Source organism: Chryseobacterium sp. AG844 (assembly GCF_003182335.1).
In the GTDB taxonomy this organism is placed as follows: domain Bacteria; phylum Bacteroidota; class Bacteroidia; order Flavobacteriales; family Weeksellaceae; genus Chryseobacterium; species Chryseobacterium cupriresistens.
Genome location: NZ_QGTV01000025.1, coordinates 43,450 through 68,207, shown reverse-complemented (window position 1 = coordinate 68,207; position 24,758 = coordinate 43,450). Strand labels below are relative to the sequence as shown.

The window sequence follows — 24,758 nt, the reverse complement described above, 5'->3', positions numbered from 1 at the left end:
TATTTTATTTAAAAATAAAACTTTTTACCAGATAGATTTTGAAGAAAGTAGGGTAAAAATCAAAGACGTTCACCCTACGCAAGCTAACTCAAGGTCGCTTTTATAAATATAAATGTATAAAAAATATTTGGAAGTTAACACAGAATCTAAAGCCGGATGAATTTTGATTTTTTTGATAAAAGGGCTAATGCCCATTCCTATTGAATTATACAGTACTGCAATGCCAAAATATTCCGGTTATCTTGATGTGAAAGATCTTAATACTTCTGTCATTACAAAGAATAAATCGGAAGCCAGAATCCAGAAGCCTGAACCCGAATCTCGTAACCCGGAAATCCAATGCATCATACCCTTATTCTAAAAGTATTTCCTGAAGTTCCACAATTTTCTTTTTCTGAGATAATTCAGGTTGTTTTCATTAGCATAGGCTTCTCTTTCAAAGGAGATTCTTCTGTAGGCCAGATATCCGTCTTTGAGTTTAAAAAACCAGTAATAGTATTCAATACCATAGAAAATATAGAAGAAAATAACGAGCATTTCCAGTTGCTGCCGTAAATGAATTTTTTCGTGATTGATCAATACATTATTTTCCTTATCTTCGGGTTTCCTAATGAAGATAAAGGGAAAGAGAGCGATGCCATTAATTTTTAATTTTTTTAAAGGCTTTTGGCATACAATTATCATAGTAACAAATATAAAAAGTTTTTTGACTAGCATTTAACTTATGGCCCATTATGACATCAAAGAAGGTGAAGACTTCTACTATAATGAACAGGGGTACAAGGTTTTTACAGAAAAATTCCATCTGAAAAGAGGATATTGCTGTAAAAGCGGCTGCAGACACTGTCCTTACGGGTACGATAAAAAGACTGATACATTCATTAAAAGTGATAAAAAAAATAAATAAAATGAAAAAATATATTTTTATTTTGTTGGCATCTGCTACATTAGGCTTAACTTCTTGTAGCCCTTTTCAGGTACGTTCGGATTATGCTGAAACCGCCAATTTCAATTCTTACAAAACCTATAAAATAAGAATTGATGATCTAAAACTGAATGATATTGATAAAGACAGAGTGCTGAATGAGCTGTCGAGACAGCTTCAGAGCAAAGGACTTCAGTCCGGAGAAAACCCTGATCTGATTATCAACGTAAAAGCAAATCATAAAAAGATTACTGATATCAATTCCTCTTCTCCTTACGGAATGTGGGGATGGGGCGGACCATTCGGATGGGGTGTTGGTATGAACAGAACATGGACAACCAACTACAATGAAGGCGCTTTGATCGTTGATCTTATCGATGCAAAAAGCAACAAATTGGTTTGGCAGGGTATCGGAAGCGGAATTTCTGTAGATTCTCCAAAAGCAAAACAGAGACAGATTCCAGAGATTATGGCTGAGATTATGAAAAATTATCCGCCACAAAGAAAATAAGATGTAAGTCATCCATTATATAGCCGGTACGTTTGGTATCGGCTTTTTTTATGGATAATTATTTGTTTTTTCCTGCAGATAGCACAGAATTACACAGATAGCCGTGATATAATCTTCTGTTATTTAAGTTTTGGCTGAAGCCAGATGATAAAACGTCTTATTTTAAACCGGGCTTCCTTCGTCTACGCTCTGGATTATAGCCCGATCCTATTGAATTTACAATACTGAGGATAGATTATAGAAAAATCATAATTCAAGATATAAAAAACTGAATCACATACGAAACCTCATCGTTCATCATCATTCATCATCCACCATTTATCACTCATTATGCATTACATACAGTGTGTTTAAAATTAACAATTTTGTAATTTTTTATTCACAAAAATTGTGGTATTCTTGCTGAAACTTTATATTAAATATTAATTATGAAAAAAATCATTTTATTTTCTGTATTTGCGGGACTTGCCCACGCCCAGGCTCCTGCAGGATACTACAATTCTGCCAACGGACTGAGTGGTGCAGCACTGAAAACTGAATTAAGCAGCATTATCACCAACGGACATATTGATAAAGGATACAGTGGACTTTGGACAGGTTATAAAACTACTGATATTGACAAAGATTATGAAAATGACGGAACTATCCTTGATATTTATTCTGAAAAGCCTGCAGGGGCTGACCCGTATAACTATACTCCCGGAACCGATCAGTGCGGTACCTATTCCAGTGAAGGAAACTGTTATAACAGAGAGCACATTGTTCCTCAAAGTTTTTTTAATCAGGCCTCTCCAATGGTGTCGGATATTCACTTTATCAGAGCTACAGACGGAAAGGTAAACGGAATGAGAAGTAATTATCCTTTCGGAAAGGTAGGAAGTGCTTCTTTTACTTCACAAAATGGTTCCAAGCTGGGAACATCTGCTTCTTCAGGATATTCAGGAACGGTATTTGAGCCTATTGACGAGTTTAAAGGAGATGTGGCCCGTATGATTTTCTATTTTGTAACCCGTTATCAAAGCAAGCTTTCTTCTTTTTCGTCAGGAAATATGTTAGGAAGTTCTGCGTTCCCGGGATTACAGACATGGGAACTTAATGTCCTTTTGGCATGGCACAATCAGGATCCGGTTTCCCAGGCTGAGATCAAAAGAAATAATGCTTCCTATACTTTTCAGGGGAACAGAAACCCTTTTATCGACAATCCAAATTATGTTAACCTTATCTGGGGTTCCCAGCAGCCTTCAGGTGATACACAGGCGCCTACTACAGCAACAGGTCTGAATGTTTCAGGAACAACTTCCAGCAGTATTTCTCTTGCATGGAATGCTTCTACCGATAATGTAGGAGTAACAGGATATAATGTTTACATGAACGGAATTCTGCAAACTACGACAAGTTCAACTTCAGCAACCATTTCAGGGCTTACGCCTTCTACAACTTATAGTTTTTACGTGGTAGCAAAAGATGCAGCTGGAAATTCTTCATCGAACAGTTCAACAGTTTCCGGTACTACTACTTCTGGCGGGACTACTCCAGGAACCAGCTGTGCCAATGAAAATTTTGAAACCATTCCTGCAGCCAACTCTACTTATACAACCAGAACATGGAGCAATGGCGGCATTTCCTGGACCGCAACGGATGCAAGAACAGACCAGACTATTAATAATAAAGCAATTACGGTAAGAAACGGTTCTTTAACTTCCGGCAGTTCTGCAAACGGTATTGGTTCTTTAACAGTAACTACACAGCTTAAATTCTCAGGAACCAATGGTACTTTTGATGTAAAAATAAATGGAACAACCGTAGGAACTATTCCTTACAGTACTTCAGTTACAACGACGACCATTAACAATATCAACGTTTCAGGAAATGTAGTGGTAAGTCTGGTTAATAATTCAACAAGTAACAGAGTGGCTATTGATGATCTTTCATGGACTTGTTATTCAGGATCAACAGCAAGAATGGCTCAAAATACAGCAGCAGAAACTACATCCAACAGCTTTAAGATCTCTCCTAACCCTGTTACCAATCAGGAGATTTTTGTAAAAGGAGATCTTCAGAAAGTAAAAAAAGCCGAGATTTATAACCTTCAGGGGAAAACTCTTCAGACAATTGACCGGCCTTTCAGAAATGGAAATTCTATTAAAACCAGAAATCTTGGTCAGGGAGTTTATATTTTGAAACTGGATCAGGTGACGATGCAGTTTATAGTGAAATAGTTCAAATAGTAATTTGATATAAAAAATGCCGGTCTTTTTAGACTGGCATTTATTTTTTTAAACTCTCGCAGATTTTGTTGATTGAGCAGAGATTTTAACGCAGAGATTTTATTTTTCTAATGTTTTATTTTAGAGGGCAGAGAGGAATCAGCAAGCTGATTTGACTAAGCGAATGTTCTAAATTCTCTGTTTATTTTATCTTAATTAATTCGCAGAAATTTTATCCAGGTCCGGATATCCTGACCCTTTTAAAAGGTCTTTCCATTCTTTATTTCTGAACACGAAGAGGTTGCAGCGGTATTCGTCCGGTCTGTTATCTATTTTGGTTTCGCAGTAATAATAGAGCATATCTTTACTTCTCCAGATCGCGACTTCCTGTCTGAGTTTGTTATGTGTCCGAATGATCTCATTATCTTTAACTTCTGATTCAAAACCTTCCCGAATGGTATCAAAGCTAGGTTTCTGAAGTGTTTTGTTTAAGTTTTCCAGAAGTGCTGTTTTTTCCTCCTCTGTATAAATATCAAGCTGATACATTCCCAGTTCGTCTTCTTTTTCATTGGCAAGCGGGCCAATTTCCTGATCTACTTTTCCGAAATGTAAAATTACTTTGTTTGTATTTTTATTATTTTTTCCTTCCAGATCAATTCCATTGAAGTGCAATAATTCTTTTGAAGCAAAAGCCAGCTTTTCATTTCCGATCAGGGTAACTTCACTGGTACGGACAGCTTCTTTTGCTGTTGCTCCGGCAGATTTAAAATATCGTTGATATTTTGTCCTGCTTTCAGTTTAGCAAGATTGAAAGGTTCGGTCTGGGTACTTCCCTGTGTTTCAACCAAAGACTCAGTATCTTTATTTTTCTGATGGCCGCATGAAGTAACTGCCAGACAGAGCATTGGTATTACTATATATTTCAATCTTTTCATAATGTTAGTGTTAGTAAGCGGTTATCAATAATAGAACAGAAAAAAAATGATTCAAGTATCCGGAAAACGTTTTTTATTCATTTTTTAACTTCAAATTCCTATTGTTTGCATGAATATAAAACGCTTATATTATTTCAAATTCTTCTTTTCCTTCAGGTATATAAAATGAAATATCAAGCATCAGTTCTTCTTCTGTTTCAGGATTTTCCAGATATAAAGCAGACTCCCCGTTTACTTTTTTTAAAAAGGCAACTCTATTCTCCGCACATACAAACATAACGGCATCTTTAGAAACAGGTTGTATTTTAAATCCGGACTTGAAATCTTTTACAAGATCAGTAAAGCGTTCTTCCGATTCTGCTTTTGACAGATACATAGAAGCAGCCATATTTTCTTCTCTTCTGGAAATTGATTTCTTATAATCTTCAAATTTATTTTCTCTTATTAATCTTGATATATGATCATAAGCCTGCTCCAGTTTTTTTCTGCTGTCTTTAATATCCTGCAGGTTTCTCCCGTTCTGCCATGCCGAAAGCTGATAAGGAACTTCTGCTTTAAAGGAGCCAACATATTTGATAACCTGTTTCTTTTTGTCTTCAATAGCCTCTGAATGATAGTCTCCAAACTGTTTATCAAAAACAAAATCATTAGCCACATCAAAAAGTTTGACATTAAATTTCAGTTCTGATTTAGGATGCAGCTGTACATCGCCAATATTAGGTAAAATGGTTGCTGATATCGTCTGAACACCACTTTTCAATATGGCAAAATTGATAGGAATATTGGTGGCAACCTGTCCCTCAACATTCATATGAATCACAGGATAATCATTAATCCTTATTTCAAACAAACAGGCTGATGCACTGAAGTCGATCATATAATAAGGTTGTTGTATCATAATTTTAGTTTTTAATGATTTTAGACCAGTCTGTAAACATTTTACTGATGGTATTGGTATTGATGATGCTAAAACAAAACATTCCAAGGAAAATAGAGCTCCAGCACCACGCAAGTTTAACTCCGTTTTTATCTGTTATAAAAAAAAGAATGAGCATGGTAACCGTTCCAAAAAAGAAGGTGAAAAGCAAGGTATACAGTATTGCCTGAATGATATACATATTGAATTTCAGTTTCCTGAACACCCATCCTATGATACTCACCATCATAATCAGTCCTATAGGAAGAAGCATCGCCCCAAACAAAACAATTTCGGGTTTTTCCATCAATATATTTTCATATCCGAAAAATGTATTAAAACTGAACTCCTTCATAATGTTTTTCCTGATTTGAAACGTCTAATAGGGTTTTGTCTTTATAGCCCAGCATTTTTGCCAATATAACATTGGGAAACTCATGAATTCCTATATTATAGAGGTTTACACTGTCATTGAAAAATTCTCTTCTGTCTGCTATTTTATCTTCCATTCCGGAAACTCTTTTCTGTAGTTCCAGGAAGTTATTGTTTGACAGCAGGCCGGGATAGTTTTCTGAAACAGCAAAAAATGATGAAAGTGCTTTTGATGTCTCATTGGCAAGCTCTGTTTTTCTGTCGGAATCATTGGTGTTATTATAGGAAGTTCTTAGGTCTGTCAGTTTGGTAAGCAGGTCTTTTTCATGTGCCATAAACTGTTTGGCTACATTGACAAGGTTTGGAATTTCGTCTGCTCTTTGCTTCAGAATAACATCTATATTCCCATACGCTTTTTCCACATTGAATTTCAGCATGACAAGCTTGTTATACAAACTGATGAAAAAAGCCACGATGGCCACGATAAGAAAAACGGCGATAACAATTGCTACAAGTTGATTCATTATTGTGATAAGATTAAAATCATTACGATAAGTATAACAATACAGGTGACAATAAATGACCTCAACAGGGGCTGGTATTTATTCCAGACTGAAATTCCTGCAACAGTAGTAATTCCTAAAATCTTATGCCCTGTATCTTTTCTGATGAAAGCTTCCCCGTTTCTTGAATCGGCAGCTCCCACCAGAAGCATTTCCTGGCCGGATTTAAGCAATGTTTCCTTGTATCTTTTCTGTCCGTTATAACTTACATTGGTTTCTTCGATGAATATCAATTCTATGCCTTCGGGATGTATTTCAATGGTTCCTGAATCGTCCTGCATCAGAAAGAGATTGCACTGGGTTTCTCTATGAATTGTTTTATAAGAATTTTTCCCTTCTTTATCTCTGGTCACATCTTCAATTGTATAATAATATCCTATGCATTCTTCTCTTGCAACGGGAGAAATCAAAGGTTCTTTCATAATAAGTTTTCCCTGAATTTCTACCAGCCCCATGGCCACAGATTTTATTTTGGATGTGGGTAATGATGCCTGAATTCTTAAAAATCTTTTTCTAGAATTAGGAAGTAGTAAAATAACTGCAATGACAGAAAGTATAACTAACGGTAAATACGTAATTACTTTTTCTGCATAATAATCATAATTATCCATCAATAAGAATCTGCTATGAAGTATACGTTTTTAGCAGGTGTGATGCTGCTGTTTCCTGCCCGTCTGCCGTCTTCACCTGATTGTCTACAATATAGAGAACAGAGGAAGTATTGGGTTTATTATTGGTGTATTCATAATATTGTACCAATACCATTGTTTTACCTTTCAGATCCCAGGCATAGGCTGCATTCCCCAATATTTTACCTTCACTGTTCTTTGCCGGAACTCCTGCAAGAACTTTAGGATTTTTGTATTGTGATTTGAGATAGGCTAAAAGATCGTTACCTGCAGCAGTATCTTCCAGTTCTATTTTCACGCCTTTAGTAAGCCTTTCTGTAGTATTGTTAATGAGTAATCCTACGGTGGAGTTTTTTACATTATTTTCTTTGTGTTCGGGAAACGATATATTTCCGAATTTATATCTGGAAACATCTTTGGTATAAGCTACAGGCAATGTAGTTACAATTTCCCTCGCTTCTGTCTGATATTTGGTATCTTTCAGAACTTCTTTATATCCTTTGGAAAAATCTATTTTTTCCAGATCTGTTTTTTGTTGTGACTGGCATGATACAAACATGATAAAACACAAAATTATTAAAACTATCTTTTTCATATGATCTAATTTCTTATTAACGGAATATCGGCACTGAATCCGAAAAGTTCTTCAAGACTTTTGATGACATCAAATTTAGGTACAATTTCGTTAAATTTACCTTCTGCGATAATACCTTCGTCTTCTGAACTTCCTTTTAGTTCTGCCGGTTTTTTACTGCCACCTCTAGGTATTTTCTTTTTTGCAGACATTCCTACTTTTCCTTTAATCACATACTCAGCGTTGAGTCCATCAAATCCTAATTCCGGGCGGTAATTTAATCCTTTATCATCAAATTTCACACCATGCCCGAATGTAATGGAAGCTGATCCCTTTCCGCTCATTTCAAAATATCCTTCTACTTTCACAATGACAAGATTGGCTTCTGCTTTTGCCCAAACCCCTGCTTTTAATTCAATTTTAAGGGTATTTTTAGCTTCTATTTTTCCTTGCTTATCACTTTTTTCACTTACGGTATTGAATGAAAAACCAATTGATGTTTTGATTTCACTTGAAATAACAAGATCAATGTAAACATCTGAACTCAGTTTAGCTCCGAAATCATCATTCCCAAACTCAACTCCTGTATTCATCTGGTCTTTGATCACTCCATACAACCTTACAGCACCTGGTGCCGCGGTTCCACCACTCACGGCTCCTGCCACCAGTCCTACAGCTGTACATAGGAGGTCTATTGTAACTTCTAATCCTATCAGGGGTTCTGCATTAAAAGATATATCAACCTTTGTTCCTAATCTTTCTATTTCGGTATTTTTCTGTTTGGCTCTTTCCAAACACCATTCACCTTTCAGATTAATATTGGGAGGCTTGATTGCGAAAGTTACCGGAAGACCTTTAAAACCTATATTTCTAACCTGTCCTTTAGTTTTGTTGGTAATACCGTCAGACATTGCTCCCATTGATCCGAAAAGATCATAAAGCTTTTTGAATTTTGTCTCGTATTCTCCTTTAACTTCCTTACTTTTCTGAAAACTGCCGCTTCTGTTCTTTTCCCATTCACTTTTCAGGCTGAATCCGAAGGAAGCATCCTTTTGTTTCCATCTTCTTTCAGCACCTATTTTACCGGCTTTAGCCTGTAGGTCTTTATGTTTTGCCGCTGGCTGGTTCTGCCATTTCACACTCAGTTCATTGGTAAGATTAACAAAGAAAGTGAGTGTCCATTTAATGTCCGGGTAAGCTTTGATTAATACGGTTGTTCTCTTTTCATTGCTAAAATACCTGCAGGAATGTGCGTGAAGATGGAACTGATTGGGGGTGGTCCACATCGGCCAGATATATTGTATAGGAAAAGCATTGAATTGTGATAGATCTGAGTATACTCCATAATTAAATGATGGTGTGGTAAATGTCTTTACAGTATCTCCTTTATCTATTGCCTGACCTACATCTACCATCAGGACCTGTTTTTTATGTTTCCCTTTGCTGTCTCTGAAGCATTCATTGGTTTGAAAACCGGTAACATCAATCGTTATATCTTTCTTCATGGATACACTAGGTGCTGTCACTTCATAGTTAACCGTTTGTGCATCATGGGCATTGAATACAAATGAGATGTCTACTCTACGGTTATTTTCGTAGTCTTTCTCATTTTTATACTTTATATTATCTCTTCCTTTTTTATCGTCAGTAGGATCTACTTCTCCTTTTCCCACAGAGATGATTCTTCTTGGATCTAATCCACCGTCTGCAAAGAATTTTTTCACAACATCCGCTCTTCTCTGGGAAAGACCTTTATTGTAATTCTGTTTTCCGATTACACAAGCGTAGCCACTCAGATTCATGGTGGCATCTTTATGTTCTAAAAGGAATTTGAGTACATTATTCAGGATGGCGACTCCATCTTTATCAATTTCTGTAGAATCGAATTTATAAAAGATGGTTCTTTTAATATGTTCCTGAAGCGCCGGTGACTGTATTTGCTTTATACCATTACCATTATCAAAAACTTTAACGGTTATATTATTAGCCTTTCCGTCTTTTATTTCACTTTCTGTGATTTTGATCACTTCAAACTTACAAGGTTCCAGCCTGACGGAATTTACATCCGGCTTATACACTTTAGTTGGTGTCTGGTTCTGGGCTCCGTTGGTATTGGTAGTAACTACTTTATTTTTTACATTCAGATAGATGGCATGAAGGTCATCTCCAAGCTTGTCTTTAATGTACTTTTTGGATGCAACATCTTTTACTTTAACATAGAACTCCTCTACATTCTGGATATTGTCTACAAAGGCCATCCAGGCAAAGGTGTTTTCTATTTTCAGATTCACTTCACCGTCTATTACCTGTACATTGTTATAGGTATGTACTAGTTTATCTGCTTTTGCGGACTGCTGATTCCACAATTCAATGCTGACTGTATTTCCATTGAGTCCTTCTGTCACGAGGTTCAGATGAACAATATGTCCATAGGAAATATAATCAACTTTTTTATTGTTTTTAATGCTTTTGCTGTTCTTCTGGGTAGACCATTTGCTGCTCACAATTTTGGGTTCACACCAGCCTTTTACATATAGCCCTGTATTACCTTTAGGGTCTCTTACTCCTGAAAGACTGGCTTCAATATAAAACTGATAGCTTCCGCAGTACTGCTTACCAATTAAAAATTTATATCCGGTAGCAGAGGTGATCTGATTGATGATAATTTTTTTGCTGCTGTTCTGCCTCATCCAGGTAAGAGGTTTCTTTTTGTCGGCATCTGTGGTGCCCGGCAGCCATTCATCCACACCAAACTGCACCCACTGATCCGGTTTTATGGTAATCCTTTGCCCTAATACAGACATTTTGGGGTAATACAATCCGCTTACAACTTTTATTTTTTTTACGCCTTTTGCCATTTTCTTATCATTTAGATTGCACCATCCTGCCCTCCTCCTGAAGGCTGGTCGTTATACATTTCTTCGGAATCTACCAGCGGATTGATCTGCTGCTGAACATCTTTGTCGGCATTTTTAAAGTTCTGCTGGCTGGCTTCTGCTCTTTGCCCGTGGTCTATAATCTCGATGCATGGCGTTCCGGCAACAGCACACACGGCTTTGCTGTCTTCCACAATGATATATCCGCCATTGCTGAGCTGTACTTTATCATAAAAATTCTGCCATTCTGTAACCATAATTTTGCATGGTGGAGGCGGACCTCCCATTTTGGTACAGTTTCCGAATGTGTTTTTTTCAAATGTGGCTGCTCCTATTTCTTTCGTAGTAACGATCAGTTTTTTGGAAGCGCTTTTATCATTGGCATATTCTTTTTGGTGTGTAAGTACTTTCAGCTTGTCCGGAACCTGTCCGAACTGGCATTTGCATAGGGCGCCCTGTACTACAATATGTTTTTCTGCCATATTAATTTTATCTTTAGTGAAATGGTAATTTAGTTTTCATCAATTCCTGAAACTGATACTGAAATCTTTTTCTCTTCCTGCAGCATGATACTGCATTCGAGGTAAAGAGATTCCGGAAGTGAAGTTTCTCCTTTCAGATAGCCTATGAGTCTGAAACTTCCTTCTTCATTCATCACAGGATGATCTTCTATAATCAATGAAAAAGGTGATTTTCTTATAAAATCATCAATATTTCTTTCTTCATATAACTTTCCATATCCTTCTATGGTAATCAGACCTGTTTCTCCTTTCACCGGATCTGTTTCCAGTGTGAGTTTATATGCAGGTTCAATGGCATTATCTGTTACCGGAAAGGTTTCTGTCATCTCAGTTCTATATTCATTTCCGAAACGCTGATATATTCCAAAAAATAAAGAGCGGATGAAATAATCATTTTTAATATACATATTGATGGCTTCGGGCTGGCTGATCACTTTTTCAATCTTTCCGCAGTATTCGTCTACCGTTTCGCCTTCAAATTCTTTATAGAGTTCTTCTTTTACAGCGGCCCATCTTTTGGAAAAGACCTCTGCATTTTCTACGGTTTCAAACTTTCCATGTTCATCTGCACTGATCTGTAAAGGATATAAAACCCCGGAGGTTCTGTAAGCCAGCAGATCTGCAATTTCATTTACTTCTTCTTCGTTGAGATAGAGTTTTGATGTTCTGTCTATCTCAAAAAAATGATGTCCTTTTTCTGTTTTCAGCCAGCGAACTGATGTTTCATATTTTAATTCGTTTTTCGATTCTCCTTTTTCAATGGTAATAACGACACTGTATCTTCGAACTTTGTTTTCAGGCTGAAGAGTAAGGCTGTTTCCTTTTCCGAATTTAACCAGACTCTTTTGATCAGCAACCGCTGTTCTCGGAACAAAAAGCTCTTTCTGCCCGTTGAGATTGATCAGAATCATATCTTTCACAGCACAGTGGTTATTATGGAAGAGTTTTAATGCATCTTTATCCAGCCCGTACAGCGAGGCTATACTTTTTAAAGTTTCATCTTTCTGAACGGTATGTATATTATATTTCTGCATAAATGTTCCTGCTTCAATTTCTTTCTTTGGATGGCATTTTTTTTAAATTTAATTCTAATGGATAACTCTTGTTCTGTTCGGTCTCGGATCCATACCTATTTTTTCTCTTCTTGCTGACCAGTGAAGGTAATGAAGACGAAGGAATCTCAAATCGTTCTGTTCTTTTACTTCTTTCTGATAAGCATCCTGACGGTCTTCCGGGACTTCGTTTCCACCATAAGCATCACGCAGCGCTTTAAAATGTTTGAAGGCATAAGGTTTGCCATTTCCCATCACATAAGTTCTGAGACGGTCTTTTATTCCTATTAAAAACTGATCATTCAAAATGGAATATTTATCATCAGTCATTTTTTTCAAGGTGATAGGAAGATTTTTTTCAATGCCGTATTCAGCCATAAAATGTAGAGGAATATAGCTGTAAGTTTTCAGCAGATAACGGGAACCTCTCAATGATAAATAGAACCCGGGGGTAATGGTAAGCATATCGTTTTCGTACCAACCTTCTGATACGAGTTCTGCTTTTAATGCTTCTAATTTGGAACTGGTTGTCCAGGATGTTTCCACTTCTTCCCACGTTTCCTGTCCGTTTTCATAGGCACCACCCACGTCGCAGTGTACACCCGGAAAAGTTTTTTCAGTTCCGATATGTACCCTTGTCAGGTCAAAGTTTTCTCTGTGTTCATCGGCTGCGATAAAGTGAACTACAGTCTGGGCTTTTCCAATTTCATTCAGGCTTAATTCTTCTACATCATTGCTGAAATTGGGAACTGGTGACAGATATTTTGAATAGGAAGAAACGGTATCGTAGATTCCAAGAAATCTTACTTTTAAAACATCTACCTTTAATCCTGCTTCTTCAAGCTTAAGGCCAAGATGTCCCCATTTTGGAAGTTCTTCGGAATCAACATTTTTCCCATCATCATCTGAATAGGTGGTCACTGAAACAGCTTCGTTTGCGACGGTGCGTGAACTGGCTTTATATTTTGCTTTTCCGATTTCGTATACAAAATTACGGGCCGCAGCAGCTCCACGGCTGAATCCGAATACATCGAAAGTAAGAACAGCAATTTTATCGGCTTTCTTTTCTGCTTTAATGGTTTTCACCTTTTTTACAATTTCTTCGCAGCCTTTTCTCACTTTTGATCTGATCCCGGTTTCTCCGGTTCCGAAAGCATATCCCAGCGTAGCATCTCCTTCTTTATCCAGTGTACCGATACCTTCTATATAAATTCCGAAGTTTTTATCATAGTTATCCCACATGCGGGCTACATTACTCCAGTCATTATTATAACTGGTATTGTCTTTAGCTTCGCCACCATGTTTTTTATGGGCATCTGTTCCCTTTTTTCTTTCCTCTGTATTGGTTTTATTATTCAGTGTTCCGTCAAAAAAAATCCCAATGGTAATATCCAGTACTTCCTCTTTGGATACAGATGGTGTATAACTTCCAAATTGATTGTTGTGCATCGTTCTTGTTTTTAAATTGACTGAGTGAATATTATTATTCTATCTTTTGGGACACCCTTATTTTTGCTTTGGTAACTGCCAGCTTTTCTTTTTCAGATTCTAAAGAGACCAGGACCTTTGTATTGTCTTCGTTTACTTTAATGGTCAGATCAATATTTTTGTCTTTTCCTGATTTCTGAAACAGATCAAATATCTCTTTATCATCAAAAGCGTCTATCCATACTGCATACCTGTTGTTGTTTTTGTCTTTCCAGTAAAAACCGCAGAATCGTGGTATAGCCCTGCTTTTGTACGTATTCACTTTTAAGCTCTGGTCAAAAAGATTTTCCTGCTCGCCGTTGTAACTGGTAAAACCAAAATCTATCCAGGTGGCTCCTTCAGGGAGAATCACGGAAGGTTTCCAGCTGTATTTTTCCCGGTATACGTTATAAATATCTGCTGGCGGATAACCTTCTTTTTCAATTTTCTCACGAATTTCCGGCTTGAATGTCTTATAAGACGGATCTTTCAACATTCTTTCTGCAAAGCCTTCATTCAACATATACTGAGCATTATCGTATGCTTTTTCTTTGGTGATAATGGTATCATGAGCCTGAAAAGCACCTACTTCTTTCTGGTTTCCCGGACCTTTCATCCAAAGCACAACTCTTCCCTGTGGAGCTAATCCTACCACAAAGGAATTGTAAGTGGCTTTCTTTTTTGTGTCCTGATCTACAAACCCCTCATCCAAAAGTTTTTTGATCTTTTCTTTATCCAGGTCCCATTTTCCGGTGTAGAATTTATTTTCTACCAAAGAGTACCATGTAAATTCCAGTTTATGGGGCGCACTCATACTTTCGGTATTGACGTTCATGGTACCGCCTTCTTTACCCCAGCCTGTATTCTGTGTTCCCCAGATGGCATCAAAACTGTAAGTAAAACCATCTGCAACAATAGCTCCTTCATAGACTTCCATCGGGTACTCCTCCGGGGCAGAAACGGTTCCCAGCCAACTGTATTTTTCTTCCATTTTTTTATTCTGACAATTCGTTAATGAAAAACACCATATAAAAAGAATCAGCAGTTTATATTTACTTATGGCCATGGGACATAATCTTCTTGTTACTTGCTAAAACCAGGTTATCTCTATGGGCTTCCACATTGATTTTCTTTGCTATTTTCTCAACCTTTTTTCCTACACTCAGATGGTAAGAATCTTTAACTGTTATGCGCAGGTTAGTTGCTGTTTTGATGATTGCCATATCAGAAGAGTTTTGATTTTTCAGCACTGTTGAATTCTACAATCTTTCCGCTCTGCATGGTCATATTTTCCAGTTGACTGAACATGGAAATTTCCCCTGCAATTTCATTGGAGGTTTCAGATTGTCTTTTGAATTCTTTTTCAATCATTTCCGTTCTGGTGTCGGAAGTTTCCGTAATATCTCCCGAAGCCGTAAGTTTCATATCTTTTCCTGCGATGGAAACAATATTATCGTTTGCGGTACTGGTAATACTTGCTCCTGCGCCTATAGAAATTTCTTTTCCTGCGGTGATATTGATATTATCACCCGCATTCAACGTAAAGTTTTTAGGGGCTTTCATACTGATATTTCCCTGTCCGTCCATAAAATAGGTATTACCACTCGGATCAAGAATGGTTACACTTCCTTCTTCGTCATTCATCAGAATCCTGATTCCACTTCTGGTTTGAATAGACTTAAGATGATTGTTAACGCCACCTCCTAACGCTACGCCTCCATGGAACATTCCCCCCATTACAAAAGGTCTGTCCGGATGGCTGTGCACAAAATTAACCATCACCTGATCTCCCACTTCCGGAATTGCTACGTATCCACGGTTTTGGGTAATCTGATCTGTTCCTCCGGCATCAGGGCTCATCATACGGATAAAATGAGTGGTGTCGTTGGTCTGCCAGTCAAATCTTACCTGTATCCTTCCCTGTCCTTCGGGATCCGTATTGGAAATTACGGTGGCAGTTTGTGGCTCAGCTTTCGGAATGGTGTATTCCGGCTTTGGAAGAAACCCTGTATCTGCTGCTATTCCTACGAAGCTTCCTTTATAATGACCGATGGTGTCAATTTCATGTTCTGATTCTGTAATCATGATTCTGGTGAAATATGAAGTTTCATTAGAATCCTGTTTACGCATCTGGACGTCTGCTACACACCCCGGGTGAAGGAAAGGAACCGTTGTATTTCCTGAAACAGAAAAAACATTTACTGCCTCACTTCCTGAAGCGCTTTTCTGCGAATATTCCACATCCAGATGTGTAGTGGCTTTAATGGGAGCAATCTGCAGAGCCGGAGTCTTATAAATAGTGTCGTTATGACTGTATGCTGTTTTTGCAAGATCACTTACGTGTTTGATGGGTGTAGACCCTGAAGTCAGCCTTTCATTTTTATTACTGTTATAACCGTAAAATTGTGGTTTGGTGTGTACCGCTTTCAGCTCAACCTTTATTTCGTTGGCGCTGCTTCCGTACGTAAGGGTAATAGGTTTATTCTGAGCCGGAAGTTTTCCGAAATGTAAAACTTCACCGTCATAGTAAAATTGCTCACCATAGGCTTCAGCCATTCTTGCCAGATAGTTATAATGGGTTTCATCATACTGGCTGCTATAGATGATCTGAGAAAAATTATTGGCATCTACCCTGATATCAAAACGGCTTTTATCAATCCCCTGTTTGATCACTTCTTCTGCAATAATTCCGATATTAACCGGCTGGTCTCCTCCAAAGCTCTGGATATGCGGTGCCCCGTCAAGAAGGATGGTCGGACTGTATCCTGTGAGTACAATATTTCCCAGACTCATATGCTCCTGACTGAATCCTACTCCGGTAATCACTCCCACAAAAGTTCGTTCCGGACTGTTATCTATATCTTTATAGGAAATAACCGCAGTAAGTCTTTTTCCGAGAAATTTATTAGCTTCCTCCAGTGAGTGGGTCTGTCTGTCTCCCAGAGTATCGTGTGCCAGTGTCAGTGTAAATTCGTGATGTCGTCTGGTACTTTGTTTAAGCCTGAAATGCTTGTAGTACTTGATAATTTTCCCTTCTATGACAAGAGAAAGCTTTACCAGACGGTTGATACCTGTGTGATGGTTTTCGGAAATACCATCTGCATTCTGCGTCGGACGAAAAGACGCCGCTTGTGAGTTTCCAGGTGTATTTGACATATTTTTAGTGATTTGATTTGTTTTTTAAACGATTATCCAACAGAAAGAGAGTTTAAAAATTAAAAACAAAAATCCTGCAGAATATAGTCCTAGGTAAAAAAAGACCGTCTTGTAAGGACAGTCTTTTATTTCTGGCTCATGAAAGACTTAGCTCATCGGCCAAAGTCCGTCATAAGATGAATTTCCATATGTGATGCTTTCAGCACTTACTACAAAGCTGATCAGCATATTATTGCTATCAATGGCATCAAAGTCTACTTCATGCTGGATAACATATCCGTTTTCCCATTTCAGAGAGATCAATGTTCCTTCTTCGTGAGATTTATTAAAGTTGATTTCTCCGCTAGTCGGTTTGTATTTACTGTTTAATAAACTTTCTAAAACATCAGATTTTTCTGTTGCTTCAATTGTTACTTTGATCAATGCGTTTGACGGGTCAGAGGCTACACGTCCTGAAACATCTGTAGATCTTGACACACTATAGTTAAGCTTTAACAACTTCTGACCTTCACCTCCATTGAATTTTAAGATTCCTCTTGAATTTCCTGCCATATTCTTAAATTTTAATCATTAACGAGATCCCTGCTATAGGATTTATATAACAAAGATAAAGTTCATGTTCTAATTTAAAAAGTTTTTAAGGCACTGTTTCATAAATTGTAGTAGTTCTACGACATTTTAAAATTCTACACAACAAAACAATACAGGAATTTTAATCTAATAAATTATATTTTTTATTAAAATTTTTCTATATAACACCGAAGAAGATCAAAACACAAAATCAACTAATAATCAAACAGTTACCGTTGATTCTAATAGTTAACAATGTTTGTACATATACCCGATTACCATAATAATCAGGTTAACGACCACCATAATCATTAAAATTTTACTGTATTTTCTTTTTCTATCGATAAAACTTACCCCAAGGATCAAAAAGAATAATAATAAAGTGTATACAGCCGGATACATTTGAAACGCTTCCGAAAACTTCCCTTCAAATACCAACAGGATCGCTCTCTGAGCGCCACATCCCAGACATTCTACCCCAAGGAATTTTTTACTGGGGCAGGTAAGCATGAAATCATCAATATTCATTTCTGTGGTTTTACAGATTATTGGGGTAACTAAGAAGAGATTTTGGCTCTGGTATACTGATGCGGGAAAAAGCAGTCTTCTTTCATTTCAAAAGATCCCTGAACAGCAATATAAGGATTTCTAAGAATCTCCCGTGCTATGAAAATAAGATCAGCATCCCCTTTCTGAAGGATTTCTTCGGCTTGTTCTACCCTGGTAATCAATCCTACCGCACCTGTCTTTACTTCAGCCTCATTTCTCACCTGCGAAGAAAAAGGAACCTGATAACCATCGAAAACCGGGATTTTCGCTCCATGAATATTTCCACCGCTGGATACATCTACTAGGTCTACGGAATGCTCTTTTAAAATTTTTGCCAGCGCTACACTACTCTGAATATCCCAGCCATTCTCAGCATATTCCGTTCCTGAAATTCTTACAAAAAGGGCAGTATTTTCGTCCAGTTCTTCATTAACAGCATCTACAATTTCGATCAGAAATCTGATTCTGTTTTCAAAACTGCCTCCATATTCATCCGTTCGGATATTGGAAAGCGGCGACAGAAACTGATGGATCAAATATCCGTGAGCTCCATGAATTTCGATGATATCAAATCCTGCTTTTACAGCTCTTCGGGCTGCTTTTTTAAAATTATGAACAATGTCCTTTACCTCATCTGTACTCAGTACATGCGGAATTCTTTCCGTAGGGTGATAAGGAATAGGACTTGGTGCCACCGTTTCCCAACCTTCTTCCACAGGAATCTGTATATTATTCCATGTTGATCCTTTTCTTCCGGCATGGGCCAGCTGGATTCCTATTTTACTTTCTGAATTTTTGTGTACAAATTCTACGATTCTTTGCAGTTTCACTGCCTGTTCATCATTCCAGATTCCCATGCAGTGATTGGTAATTCTTCCTTTGGGTTCTACTCCTGTAGCTTCTACCATCAAAAGACCGGTACCGCCCTGCGATCTGCTTCCGTAGTGTACAAAATGGAAGTCGTTAGCCTCTCCGTTTTCACATGAATACATACACATGGGTGACATTACCCATCTGTTTTTCAACTCTATATTTCTGAATTTTATCGGTGTGTATAACATTTTTAAACATTAAAAAATTGAACTTTTCAGGGGAAGAATAAATATTGCCCACTTCATTAAAAAGAACTAATTTTACCCCCCTTTTTTAGTTGACAATATATGAAAAAAGACATACAGATCGGTTACGAATATTTTAAAAATAGCAGTGAGCTGAGCGATATAGAAAAACAATTATTTGAGAGAGCCAAAGAGGCTCGTGAGAATGCATATGCACCTTATTCTCAATTTTTGGTAGGATGTTCCGTATTACTGGAAAACGGAGAAATCTATTCCGGGAACAATCAGGAGAATGCAGCCTATCCGTCAGGATTGTGCGCAGAAAGAACGACAGTTTTTTGGGTAGCTGCCAACTTTCCGGATGTGAAAATAAAAAAGATCTTCGTTGTGGGCGGACCTAAAGAATTTCATGAGAAAAACCCTCCAATTCCTCCGTGTGGAGCATGCCGCCAGAGTTTAATTGAGTATGAAACCAAACAGAATGAAAACATCGATCTTTATTTCTCAAGCATGAATGAGGAGGTTGTAAAAGTACATGCAGTGAAAGATCTGCTTCCTTTTTATTTTGATTCGACGTTTTTGTAACTAAAGCGAGATAGCAAATTGAAAAGATGAGATTTTTAACTAAAGTAAACTTGATATTTTAAACACCGTCCAAGTTTGAAGCTTTTACAGGCTGTGAAGCAAAAAGTTAACATCGGCTAGTCCTGAACAAACGTTACAGTGAAATAAAATAAGAAACCTAACAGGTTTTGAAAACCTGTTAGGTTTGTATGATAAAGAATAAAGATTTCAATACTATAGAATAAGGATCAGCATAAAAAAGGCTGTTTCCTGTATTGGAACAGCCTTTCTTTTTTATTATTCTTCAGATTCTACATCGTCATCTTCGTCTTCATACTGCTCGAGATAATAGGTAAAACTAAAATCATCCACTTCTTCTTCCGCATCCTCCAGCGTCGTCAGAAGATCTTCGAATATCTCCAGCTGATCTACAGTCATGTTGACGAATTCTAAATGGAGCGGCATTTCCAGACTACCGGTGATGGTATCAAAAAGGGCGTCAAGATTATCCCCAAAACGCTCAGGAAGCTCAACTTTCTCCTTTAGCTGGGTGTAAAAATCTTCATAGTCACCTATGTCTGTAAAATCTATATATACTGTCTTCATATTGAATTAAATTTCCAATTTTTATTGATTAAAAAAGTCTTGCATTTTTTGCGGATCTTTTCAGAGCCACTCATACAATATTTTATTTTTCAAAATTACGACTTATCATTATTTAAATACAAATTATGCACTATCCATTGCGAGGAACAAAGTGACGAAGCAATGACCTGATGCTATTTACGCATTATTGTTTTTCAAAACTTTTATAATGGTTTTTGGTAAGGTATACATCGCCATTTTGAGTATAGATGATACGGTCAGCATTTCTTCCACCACAATGATAGTTTACATCTGCTTCAAAGTATCGTTCTCCATCCGGCAAACGTCCTTCTCTGTTTCCGAAATGATCTCCGCCGATAGCTTTTCCGGGAAGTACATCACAAAGATTTCCTTGAGAAGGATTCCAACCTTGTTTCCTTGCTTCTTTTTTAGTGATATAATAATCCGGCAGCTTATGATTTTGCTTTACATAGCTGATTACCGTTTTCTCTTCTGTAAGCTGATCTATAGAAACCTGACCAGATGAACTTCCATCGGAAGAAGTACTTCCGTAACTCACTGTTTCTTTTTTTACAGAATCTGACCGATCTTTCTTATTTTCAATAAAGTTTCTGTAGACATACATTACAGACATTCCGAAAAGGAGTCCCAGACATATAAAAAATACAGATCTTATTTTTCCGTTCATAACTATTATTTACTATATGATGTATTATTCAGCTTACCAATGAATAGTATTGTTATGCTCTCCATTCTTCAGGAATATCGCAAACCGGGATAGGATCCATCTTATGTCTGGCAGCTTTATGCATTCTGTCGAAGATCAGGAACACTTCTTTATCTCTTCCTTCGTAGTCATCAGCCGTTTTCGTTCCATATTCTTTCTGGATTTTTTCCAGTTCCGGATACGTAGCGCCAATCTGCTGCTCATCTGTTCTTTCCGTATCCCAAAGCCCGTCTGTAGGAATAGCCTCCTGAATACTTTTGATAAGATTTAATCCTTTAGCAAGTTCATATACTTCAGTTTTATAAAGATCAGCAATCGGTGAAACATCTACCCCGCCATCTCCATATTTCGTATAAAATCCAATTCCGAAATCTTCTACTTTGTTTCCTGTTCCACAAACAAGAAGCCCGTTCAGCTGTCCGTAATAATAAAGTGTAAGCATTCTGAGACGTGCTCTTGTGTTGGCAAAAGTCAAATTCTCATTTGGGTATACCTCATCATTTACATGGAAGGTTTTATAGATCTCTTCAAAAGCCGGCGTAAGATTGACGGATATTGTTTCTACATTGGGAAATCTGGATTTAAGGTCATTCATATGATCCTGTGCACGATCTACCTGATCGGCTTTCTGGCGGATCGGCATTCCGATCAGTAATGTTTTCATGCCTGTCATTGCTGCTAAAGTAGAAACTACTCCGGAATCTACTCCTCCTGAAACCCCGATTACATATCCGTTTACCTTAGCATTTGTAGCATAATCCTTTAACCAGCTTACAATATGATCTATTACTTTTTGTGTCTGCATTGTTTATATTTTTTAGTCTATTCCAAATTCATGAGGGTATTTTACCACTCCTTTTTTATCTTTTAATCCGTCTTTTACCAATTCTACAGCCATTCCGTTTTCTTCCGGAACATCAAATGGAAAAGAAATTCCAAAATTACTTGTTTTTTTGTAACCAAAGCGCGGATAATATTTTTCGTGCCCGATCAGTATCACCGATTCATATCCCAGTTCTTCCGCAATACGATGTCCCTCAAGAATCAGTTTCGCTCCGATTCCCTGATTCTGGAACTCAGGTTTTACGGAAACGGGTGCCAGTGCAAGGGAATCAAACGATTTTTCTTCATTGACAATTTTAATTTTAGTAAACAGAATATGTCCGGCAATTGTACCCTTTTCATCTTCGGCCACCAATGATAATTCCGGGATGAAAGCTTCTGAACGTCTTAGTTTTTCTACCAGAAACTGTTCCTGATGATCACTGTATTCCATTTCTCTGAAAGCTTCTTCCGTCAGCTGAAAGACCTTTTGATGATCTTCTTTTTCTTCTTTTCGTATTGTTATCATTTTTTACCGTAATTTTCACGCTTTAGTTCGTACCAAAAGCAAATGCCATCAGGTTCTTCAAATTCGCTGTTTTTTTCAAATCCTAATTTTCTTAGAATATGATTGGAAGCATCATGTTCAGAATGGGCATAGGCATAAATGACTTCCGCATTCAGGTCATTAAAACCATAATCCACAGAAGCTATTCCGGATTCCACAGCATATCCTTTTCCCCATGATTCCGGCAGAAAACGATATCCCAGTTCCAGCACATTTTTATAACCATTGGTTTCATGGGTAAGCAGTTTCAAGCCGCTCCATCCTATCAGAAGTCCGCTCTCTTTTTCTACCACTCCAAGCCTTCCTACTCCATTCTCCTCATACTGTTTCTGAATCATGCTGATGACCTTTTTTGATTCATTGATATCCGTCAAAGCCGGTACACCAATGTATTTCATAACTTCAGGATTGGAATCCAGCAAAAATATGCGTTCAAAATCTTCATCTTCGAGTTTTCTTAAAATCAGTCGTTCTGTTTCTATCATCATAATTATTAGTTTATTCTTCAGCTCCAAAAATGGTTACGTTAGTTTTAGCACCCTTCTTTATATCTGTTTCTCTTATCTTATTTCCCATTATATTAAGGGTTTGTAAAGCCGGGTTGCCGGAAATATCAATTTTCTGAAGCTTGTTATGTTCTACATTCAGCTTTCTTAATACTTTAAGCTGAAGCAGATGTATTGTTTTTAATTGATTTAAAGATAATGTTAATTGATCAATTTTCGGAATCTCCATCAGCGAAATACTTTCCAACAAATTATTATCGAGATATAATGAACTTAAATTTTTAAGATTTTCGGCTTTGAATGAAGAAATTTTGCATCCCGTACATGAAAATAATTCAAGCTGAGACAGGTCATTAAGTACAATGCTGGAAATTCTATTATCATCAAGAACAACCATTTTCACGTTTTTAAAAAGTGACAGATCTTCTGCTGAGGTAATTCCTTTCTGAACCAGGAACAGATTGGTAACCCTACCTGCTTCCAGAGATTCAAGTATTCCGTTTTTATTCATATCAAAATTTTCCAGCACTGCATTTTCAAAGTTTTTATCTTTAAATTCAAGGTTTTGCCCGCAGAAAAAAGAAAGCCCGGAAATAAGACAACCCGCTGTAAATATTTTAATTTTCATCATGAATTGTGTATTTAATCCTTATTTTTGTAAACTTAAATTCCATGTAAAAATAATGAAGATTTTTAGATATATTGCGCTTTCTTCCGTTTTAGCTGCAGGGCTTGTTTCCTGCAAAAAAGAACCTGAAAATCAATGGAAGATCGAAGTCAAACAAACTGCCGAAAAAGTTGACATTACAGATATTTCCAAAGAATTCTATAATCAGAACATTCCATTGGATCAGTTTAAAGCTCAATTTCCATGGTTCCAGGGAAGTGTTTCTGATGCTGATTTCGAAAAAAGAAGAGCAGATGCTGAAGAGATAAAAATCTACAAGGAAGCTATCGGGAAAATAGATCAGGCAAAGCTGCAAAATGAGCTTCAAAGCTTATTTTCTCATATCAAATATTACTTTCCTCAATTTAAAAATCCAAAAGTATATCTGTTCTCATCTGCTCTACAGATGGTACAGGATCCTATATTTTATGATGAAAAAGGCAATCTGTTATTCATAGATGTAACCGGTTTTATGGGTGATGGAAATCCTAATTACAAAGGACTTGAATTGTATTTCCAAAAATCTATGAATCCACAGAATATTGTTCCTAAAGTATCACAGTTGTTTGCAGAAAATATTGTAACGGAATCTCCTGATCATCAGAAATTCATTGATCAGATGATTCTGAACGGAAAAGTAATGATTCTTCAGGATGCTTTTCTTCCGGATACTCCCGATTATCTGAAAATGAATTATACTCAAAAGCAGTATGAATGGGCAACCAGTAATGAGGCGAATATCTGGAATTATTTTGTAGAAAGTAATCTGATCTTCGGAGATGATCCCAGACTGGGAGAGCGTTTTATTTCCCCAGGCCCATTCTCGAAGTTTTATACAGAAATTGACAATGAATCTTCACCACAAATCGGGATTTTTACAGGCTGGCAGATCTGTAAAACATACTTTAAGGAAAAGCCTGAAACAAAGTTAACAGAGTTCCTGAAAATGGATGCTACCACAATTTTTAATCAATCCGGTTATAAACCGAAACTTAAATAACAGAAATTTTAGAATTTAGAAAAAATAGAAAAATGAGAAAGACTCAGATTACGATAGATGTAGAGCTTGATGAAAATCACGTACCGGAAAATATTACATGGAACGCTCAGGATGGCGGTATTGAAAAACAAGATACCAAAGCAACCATGATTTCCGTATGGGATGATAAAACAAGAGAAGCGTTAAGAATTGATCTTTGGACCAAAGAAATGCCTGTAGACCAGATGAAGATGTTTATCCACCAGATTTTAATATCTTTAGGAAATACGTATCAGAGAGCAACAGGAGAAGAAGATGTTGCACAGTGGATGGAGGAAATTGCAGAAGAATTTGCGGTAAAATCCGCTATTAAGTAAAAAAATATAATTGCAGTAAGCTGCAGGCAGTAAGCGGTAAGCTTTTTGTATTCAGCTAGAG

The 24,758-nt window shown here is 37.2% G+C and carries 31 protein-coding genes; 7 read left to right on the top strand and 24 right to left on the bottom strand.

The genetic code is table 11. The features are described from left to right. The first annotated feature begins 187 nt into the window (after positions 1-187). Complete coding sequence (locus tag DEU40_RS22525; protein ID WP_171006376.1) at positions 188-361, top strand: hypothetical protein; 174 nt, start codon at positions 188-190, stop codon at positions 359-361. Here DEU40_RS22525 and DEU40_RS19455 read toward each other — a convergent pair. After that, a complete protein-coding gene (locus DEU40_RS19455; protein ID WP_110011389.1) occupies positions 358-684 on the bottom strand; it encodes a hypothetical protein in 327 nt (108 codons plus the stop codon). The genes DEU40_RS22525 and DEU40_RS19455 overlap by 4 nt on opposite strands. Positions 685-724: 40 nt before the next feature. On the opposite strand from DEU40_RS19455, the gene DEU40_RS19450 reads away from it, so the two are divergent. From DEU40_RS19450 to DEU40_RS19440, 3 genes are all read left to right on the top strand, one after another. Continuing rightward, complete coding sequence (locus tag DEU40_RS19450; RefSeq protein WP_047434227.1) at positions 725-907, top strand: DUF5522 domain-containing protein; 183 nt, start codon at positions 725-727, stop codon at positions 905-907. 1 nt (position 908) lies between these two features. Beyond that, entirely contained in the window at positions 909-1,436 is a 528-nt protein-coding gene (locus tag DEU40_RS19445; protein WP_110011388.1) for a DUF4136 domain-containing protein, read from the top strand. Positions 1,437-1,864: 428 nt separating this feature from the next. Next, positions 1,865-3,655 carry an endonuclease gene (locus DEU40_RS19440; RefSeq protein ID WP_110011387.1) on the top strand — a complete coding sequence of 597 codons (1,791 nt, stop codon included), beginning with the start codon at positions 1,865-1,867 and terminating at the stop codon, positions 3,653-3,655. Positions 3,656-3,859: 204 nt separating this feature from the next. On the opposite strand, the gene DEU40_RS19435 is transcribed toward DEU40_RS19440, so the two are convergent. The 17 genes from DEU40_RS19435 to namA form a co-directional block, all read right to left on the bottom strand. After that, positions 3,860-4,315: a hypothetical protein gene (locus DEU40_RS19435; RefSeq protein ID WP_110011386.1), complete on the bottom strand. Its 456-nt coding sequence runs from the start codon at positions 4,313-4,315 to the stop codon at positions 3,860-3,862. 38 nt (positions 4,316-4,353) lie between these two features. Continuing rightward, complete coding sequence (locus DEU40_RS19430) at positions 4,354-4,578, bottom strand: hypothetical protein (RefSeq protein WP_146207880.1); 225 nt, start codon at positions 4,576-4,578, stop codon at positions 4,354-4,356. 124 nt (positions 4,579-4,702) lie between these two features. Then, the gene (locus DEU40_RS19425) at positions 4,703-5,476 is read right to left on the bottom strand and encodes a hypothetical protein (protein WP_110011384.1); all 774 of its coding nucleotides are present in this window, start codon (positions 5,474-5,476) and stop codon (positions 4,703-4,705) included. 4 nt (positions 5,477-5,480) lie between these two features. Then, a complete protein-coding gene (locus DEU40_RS19420; protein WP_110011383.1) occupies positions 5,481-5,849 on the bottom strand; it encodes a hypothetical protein in 369 nt (122 codons plus the stop codon). Further along, positions 5,830-6,390: a LemA family protein gene (locus DEU40_RS19415; RefSeq protein WP_110011382.1), complete on the bottom strand. Its 561-nt coding sequence runs from the start codon at positions 6,388-6,390 to the stop codon at positions 5,830-5,832. Before DEU40_RS19415 ends, DEU40_RS19420 begins: the two co-directional genes overlap by 20 nt. Next, positions 6,390-7,040: a hypothetical protein gene (locus DEU40_RS19410; protein WP_110011381.1), complete on the bottom strand. Its 651-nt coding sequence runs from the start codon at positions 7,038-7,040 to the stop codon at positions 6,390-6,392. The genes DEU40_RS19415 and DEU40_RS19410 overlap by 1 nt, the downstream gene beginning before the upstream one ends. A 13-nt stretch (positions 7,041-7,053) precedes the next feature. Further along, the gene (locus tag DEU40_RS19405) at positions 7,054-7,653 is read right to left on the bottom strand and encodes a hypothetical protein (protein WP_137905782.1); all 600 of its coding nucleotides are present in this window, start codon (positions 7,651-7,653) and stop codon (positions 7,054-7,056) included. A 5-nt stretch (positions 7,654-7,658) separates the two neighbouring features. Further along, the gene (locus DEU40_RS19400; protein ID WP_110011379.1) at positions 7,659-10,490 is read right to left on the bottom strand and encodes an OmpA family protein; all 2,832 of its coding nucleotides are present in this window, start codon (positions 10,488-10,490) and stop codon (positions 7,659-7,661) included. A gap of 11 nt (positions 10,491-10,501) precedes the next feature. Continuing rightward, a complete protein-coding gene (locus DEU40_RS19395) occupies positions 10,502-10,990 on the bottom strand; it encodes a DUF4280 domain-containing protein (protein ID WP_110011378.1) in 489 nt (162 codons plus the stop codon). A gap of 29 nt (positions 10,991-11,019) precedes the next feature. After that, a complete protein-coding gene (locus DEU40_RS19390) occupies positions 11,020-12,063 on the bottom strand; it encodes a hypothetical protein (RefSeq protein ID WP_110011377.1) in 1,044 nt (347 codons plus the stop codon). A gap of 54 nt (positions 12,064-12,117) precedes the next feature. Continuing rightward, positions 12,118-13,530 (bottom strand): T6SS phospholipase effector Tle1-like catalytic domain-containing protein, encoded by a 1,413-nt coding sequence (locus DEU40_RS19385; protein WP_110011376.1) that lies wholly within the window; start codon positions 13,528-13,530, stop codon positions 12,118-12,120. A 34-nt stretch (positions 13,531-13,564) separates the two neighbouring features. Further along, positions 13,565-14,539 carry a DUF2931 family protein gene (locus DEU40_RS19380; RefSeq protein ID WP_228406569.1) on the bottom strand — a complete coding sequence of 325 codons (975 nt, stop codon included), beginning with the start codon at positions 14,537-14,539 and terminating at the stop codon, positions 13,565-13,567. A gap of 61 nt (positions 14,540-14,600) precedes the next feature. Next, positions 14,601-14,771, bottom strand: a complete 171-nt coding sequence (locus tag DEU40_RS22520; RefSeq protein WP_156106421.1) for a hypothetical protein — start codon at positions 14,769-14,771, stop codon at positions 14,601-14,603. Position 14,772: 1 nt separating this feature from the next. Beyond that, positions 14,773-16,704 (bottom strand): type VI secretion system Vgr family protein, encoded by a 1,932-nt coding sequence (locus DEU40_RS19375; RefSeq protein ID WP_110011374.1) that lies wholly within the window; start codon positions 16,702-16,704, stop codon positions 14,773-14,775. Positions 16,705-16,851: 147 nt separating this feature from the next. Next, complete coding sequence (gene tssD / locus DEU40_RS19370; protein ID WP_002977458.1) at positions 16,852-17,256, bottom strand: type VI secretion system tube protein TssD; 405 nt, start codon at positions 17,254-17,256, stop codon at positions 16,852-16,854. Between the two features lie 267 nt (positions 17,257-17,523). Further along, positions 17,524-17,802 carry a DUF2752 domain-containing protein gene (locus DEU40_RS19365; protein WP_110011373.1) on the bottom strand — a complete coding sequence of 93 codons (279 nt, stop codon included), beginning with the start codon at positions 17,800-17,802 and terminating at the stop codon, positions 17,524-17,526. 29 nt (positions 17,803-17,831) lie between these two features. After that, the gene (gene namA / locus DEU40_RS19360) at positions 17,832-18,884 is read right to left on the bottom strand and encodes an NADPH dehydrogenase NamA (protein ID WP_110011372.1); all 1,053 of its coding nucleotides are present in this window, start codon (positions 18,882-18,884) and stop codon (positions 17,832-17,834) included. A gap of 99 nt (positions 18,885-18,983) precedes the next feature. Here namA and DEU40_RS19355 point away from each other — a divergent pair, with 99 nt between their 5' ends. Next, on the top strand, positions 18,984-19,466 hold the full coding sequence (locus DEU40_RS19355) for a cytidine deaminase (RefSeq protein ID WP_110011371.1): 483 nt from the start codon (positions 18,984-18,986) through the stop codon (positions 19,464-19,466). A gap of 276 nt (positions 19,467-19,742) precedes the next feature. Here DEU40_RS19355 and DEU40_RS19350 read toward each other — a convergent pair whose 3' ends face one another. The 6 genes from DEU40_RS19350 to DEU40_RS19325 all read right to left on the bottom strand — a co-directional run bounded on the left by DEU40_RS19350 (position 19,743) and on the right by DEU40_RS19325 (position 23,305). After that, positions 19,743-20,051, bottom strand: coding sequence for a barstar family protein (locus tag DEU40_RS19350; protein ID WP_110011370.1), 309 nt, complete (start codon positions 20,049-20,051; stop codon positions 19,743-19,745). 184 nt (positions 20,052-20,235) lie between these two features. After that, complete coding sequence (locus DEU40_RS19345) at positions 20,236-20,739, bottom strand: ribonuclease domain-containing protein (RefSeq protein ID WP_110011369.1); 504 nt, start codon at positions 20,737-20,739, stop codon at positions 20,236-20,238. A 52-nt stretch (positions 20,740-20,791) separates the two neighbouring features. After that, a complete protein-coding gene (nadE, locus tag DEU40_RS19340) occupies positions 20,792-21,583 on the bottom strand; it encodes an NAD(+) synthase (RefSeq protein WP_110011368.1) in 792 nt (263 codons plus the stop codon). Between the two features lie 12 nt (positions 21,584-21,595). After that, positions 21,596-22,129 carry a GNAT family N-acetyltransferase gene (locus tag DEU40_RS19335; RefSeq protein WP_110011367.1) on the bottom strand — a complete coding sequence of 178 codons (534 nt, stop codon included), beginning with the start codon at positions 22,127-22,129 and terminating at the stop codon, positions 21,596-21,598. Then, a complete protein-coding gene (locus DEU40_RS19330) occupies positions 22,126-22,656 on the bottom strand; it encodes a GNAT family N-acetyltransferase (protein WP_110011366.1) in 531 nt (176 codons plus the stop codon). Before DEU40_RS19330 ends, DEU40_RS19335 begins: the two co-directional genes overlap by 4 nt. Before the next feature lie 10 nt (positions 22,657-22,666). Next, entirely contained in the window at positions 22,667-23,305 is a 639-nt protein-coding gene (locus DEU40_RS19325; protein WP_110011365.1) for a leucine-rich repeat domain-containing protein, read from the bottom strand. A 52-nt stretch (positions 23,306-23,357) separates the two neighbouring features. On the opposite strand from DEU40_RS19325, the gene DEU40_RS19320 reads away from it, so the two are divergent. Then, positions 23,358-24,341, top strand: coding sequence for a gliding motility protein GldB (locus DEU40_RS19320; protein WP_110011364.1), 984 nt, complete (start codon positions 23,358-23,360; stop codon positions 24,339-24,341). 32 nt (positions 24,342-24,373) lie between these two features. After that, positions 24,374-24,697, top strand: coding sequence for a gliding motility protein GldC (gene gldC, locus DEU40_RS19315; protein WP_002977443.1), 324 nt, complete (start codon positions 24,374-24,376; stop codon positions 24,695-24,697). Positions 24,698-24,758 lie beyond the last annotated feature (61 nt).

What these genes read in the sequence shown, in the direction of transcription:
- DEU40_RS22525 (WP_171006376.1), top strand. Translation starts at nt 188, where the DNA reads ATGCCCATTCCTATTGAATTATACAGTACTGCAATGCCAAAATATTCC.
- DEU40_RS19455 (WP_110011389.1), bottom strand. Translation starts at nt 684, where the DNA reads ATGATAATTGTATGCCAAAAGCCTTTAAAAAAATTAAAAATTAATGGC.
- DEU40_RS19450 (WP_047434227.1), top strand. Translation starts at nt 725, where the DNA reads ATGGCCCATTATGACATCAAAGAAGGTGAAGACTTCTACTATAATGAA.
- DEU40_RS19445 (WP_110011388.1), top strand. Translation starts at nt 909, where the DNA reads ATGAAAAAATATATTTTTATTTTGTTGGCATCTGCTACATTAGGCTTA.
- DEU40_RS19440 (WP_110011387.1), top strand. Translation starts at nt 1,865, where the DNA reads ATGAAAAAAATCATTTTATTTTCTGTATTTGCGGGACTTGCCCACGCC.
- DEU40_RS19430 (WP_146207880.1), bottom strand. Translation starts at nt 4,578, where the DNA reads ATGAAAAGATTGAAATATATAGTAATACCAATGCTCTGTCTGGCAGTT.
- DEU40_RS19425 (WP_110011384.1), bottom strand. Translation starts at nt 5,476, where the DNA reads ATGATACAACAACCTTATTATATGATCGACTTCAGTGCATCAGCCTGT.
- DEU40_RS19420 (WP_110011383.1), bottom strand. Translation starts at nt 5,849, where the DNA reads ATGAAGGAGTTCAGTTTTAATACATTTTTCGGATATGAAAATATATTG.
- DEU40_RS19415 (WP_110011382.1), bottom strand. Translation starts at nt 6,390, where the DNA reads ATGAATCAACTTGTAGCAATTGTTATCGCCGTTTTTCTTATCGTGGCC.
- DEU40_RS19410 (WP_110011381.1), bottom strand. Translation starts at nt 7,040, where the DNA reads ATGGATAATTATGATTATTATGCAGAAAAAGTAATTACGTATTTACCG.
- DEU40_RS19405 (WP_137905782.1), bottom strand. Translation starts at nt 7,653, where the DNA reads ATGAAAAAGATAGTTTTAATAATTTTGTGTTTTATCATGTTTGTATCA.
- DEU40_RS19400 (WP_110011379.1), bottom strand. Translation starts at nt 10,490, where the DNA reads ATGGCAAAAGGCGTAAAAAAAATAAAAGTTGTAAGCGGATTGTATTAC.
- DEU40_RS19395 (WP_110011378.1), bottom strand. Translation starts at nt 10,990, where the DNA reads ATGGCAGAAAAACATATTGTAGTACAGGGCGCCCTATGCAAATGCCAG.
- DEU40_RS19390 (WP_110011377.1), bottom strand. Translation starts at nt 12,063, where the DNA reads ATGCAGAAATATAATATACATACCGTTCAGAAAGATGAAACTTTAAAA.
- DEU40_RS19385 (WP_110011376.1), bottom strand. Translation starts at nt 13,530, where the DNA reads ATGCACAACAATCAATTTGGAAGTTATACACCATCTGTATCCAAAGAG.
- DEU40_RS19380 (WP_228406569.1), bottom strand. Translation starts at nt 14,539, where the DNA reads ATGGAAGAAAAATACAGTTGGCTGGGAACCGTTTCTGCCCCGGAGGAG.
- DEU40_RS22520 (WP_156106421.1), bottom strand. Translation starts at nt 14,771, where the DNA reads ATGGCAATCATCAAAACAGCAACTAACCTGCGCATAACAGTTAAAGAT.
- DEU40_RS19375 (WP_110011374.1), bottom strand. Translation starts at nt 16,704, where the DNA reads ATGTCAAATACACCTGGAAACTCACAAGCGGCGTCTTTTCGTCCGACG.
- tssD (WP_002977458.1), bottom strand. Translation starts at nt 17,256, where the DNA reads ATGGCAGGAAATTCAAGAGGAATCTTAAAATTCAATGGAGGTGAAGGT.
- DEU40_RS19365 (WP_110011373.1), bottom strand. Translation starts at nt 17,802, where the DNA reads ATGAATATTGATGATTTCATGCTTACCTGCCCCAGTAAAAAATTCCTT.
- namA (WP_110011372.1), bottom strand. Translation starts at nt 18,884, where the DNA reads ATGTTATACACACCGATAAAATTCAGAAATATAGAGTTGAAAAACAGA.
- DEU40_RS19355 (WP_110011371.1), top strand. Translation starts at nt 18,984, where the DNA reads ATGAAAAAAGACATACAGATCGGTTACGAATATTTTAAAAATAGCAGT.
- DEU40_RS19350 (WP_110011370.1), bottom strand. Translation starts at nt 20,051, where the DNA reads ATGAAGACAGTATATATAGATTTTACAGACATAGGTGACTATGAAGAT.
- DEU40_RS19345 (WP_110011369.1), bottom strand. Translation starts at nt 20,739, where the DNA reads ATGAACGGAAAAATAAGATCTGTATTTTTTATATGTCTGGGACTCCTT.
- nadE (WP_110011368.1), bottom strand. Translation starts at nt 21,583, where the DNA reads ATGCAGACACAAAAAGTAATAGATCATATTGTAAGCTGGTTAAAGGAT.
- DEU40_RS19335 (WP_110011367.1), bottom strand. Translation starts at nt 22,129, where the DNA reads ATGATAACAATACGAAAAGAAGAAAAAGAAGATCATCAAAAGGTCTTT.
- DEU40_RS19330 (WP_110011366.1), bottom strand. Translation starts at nt 22,656, where the DNA reads ATGATGATAGAAACAGAACGACTGATTTTAAGAAAACTCGAAGATGAA.
- DEU40_RS19325 (WP_110011365.1), bottom strand. Translation starts at nt 23,305, where the DNA reads ATGATGAAAATTAAAATATTTACAGCGGGTTGTCTTATTTCCGGGCTT.
- DEU40_RS19320 (WP_110011364.1), top strand. Translation starts at nt 23,358, where the DNA reads ATGAAGATTTTTAGATATATTGCGCTTTCTTCCGTTTTAGCTGCAGGG.
- gldC (WP_002977443.1), top strand. Translation starts at nt 24,374, where the DNA reads ATGAGAAAGACTCAGATTACGATAGATGTAGAGCTTGATGAAAATCAC.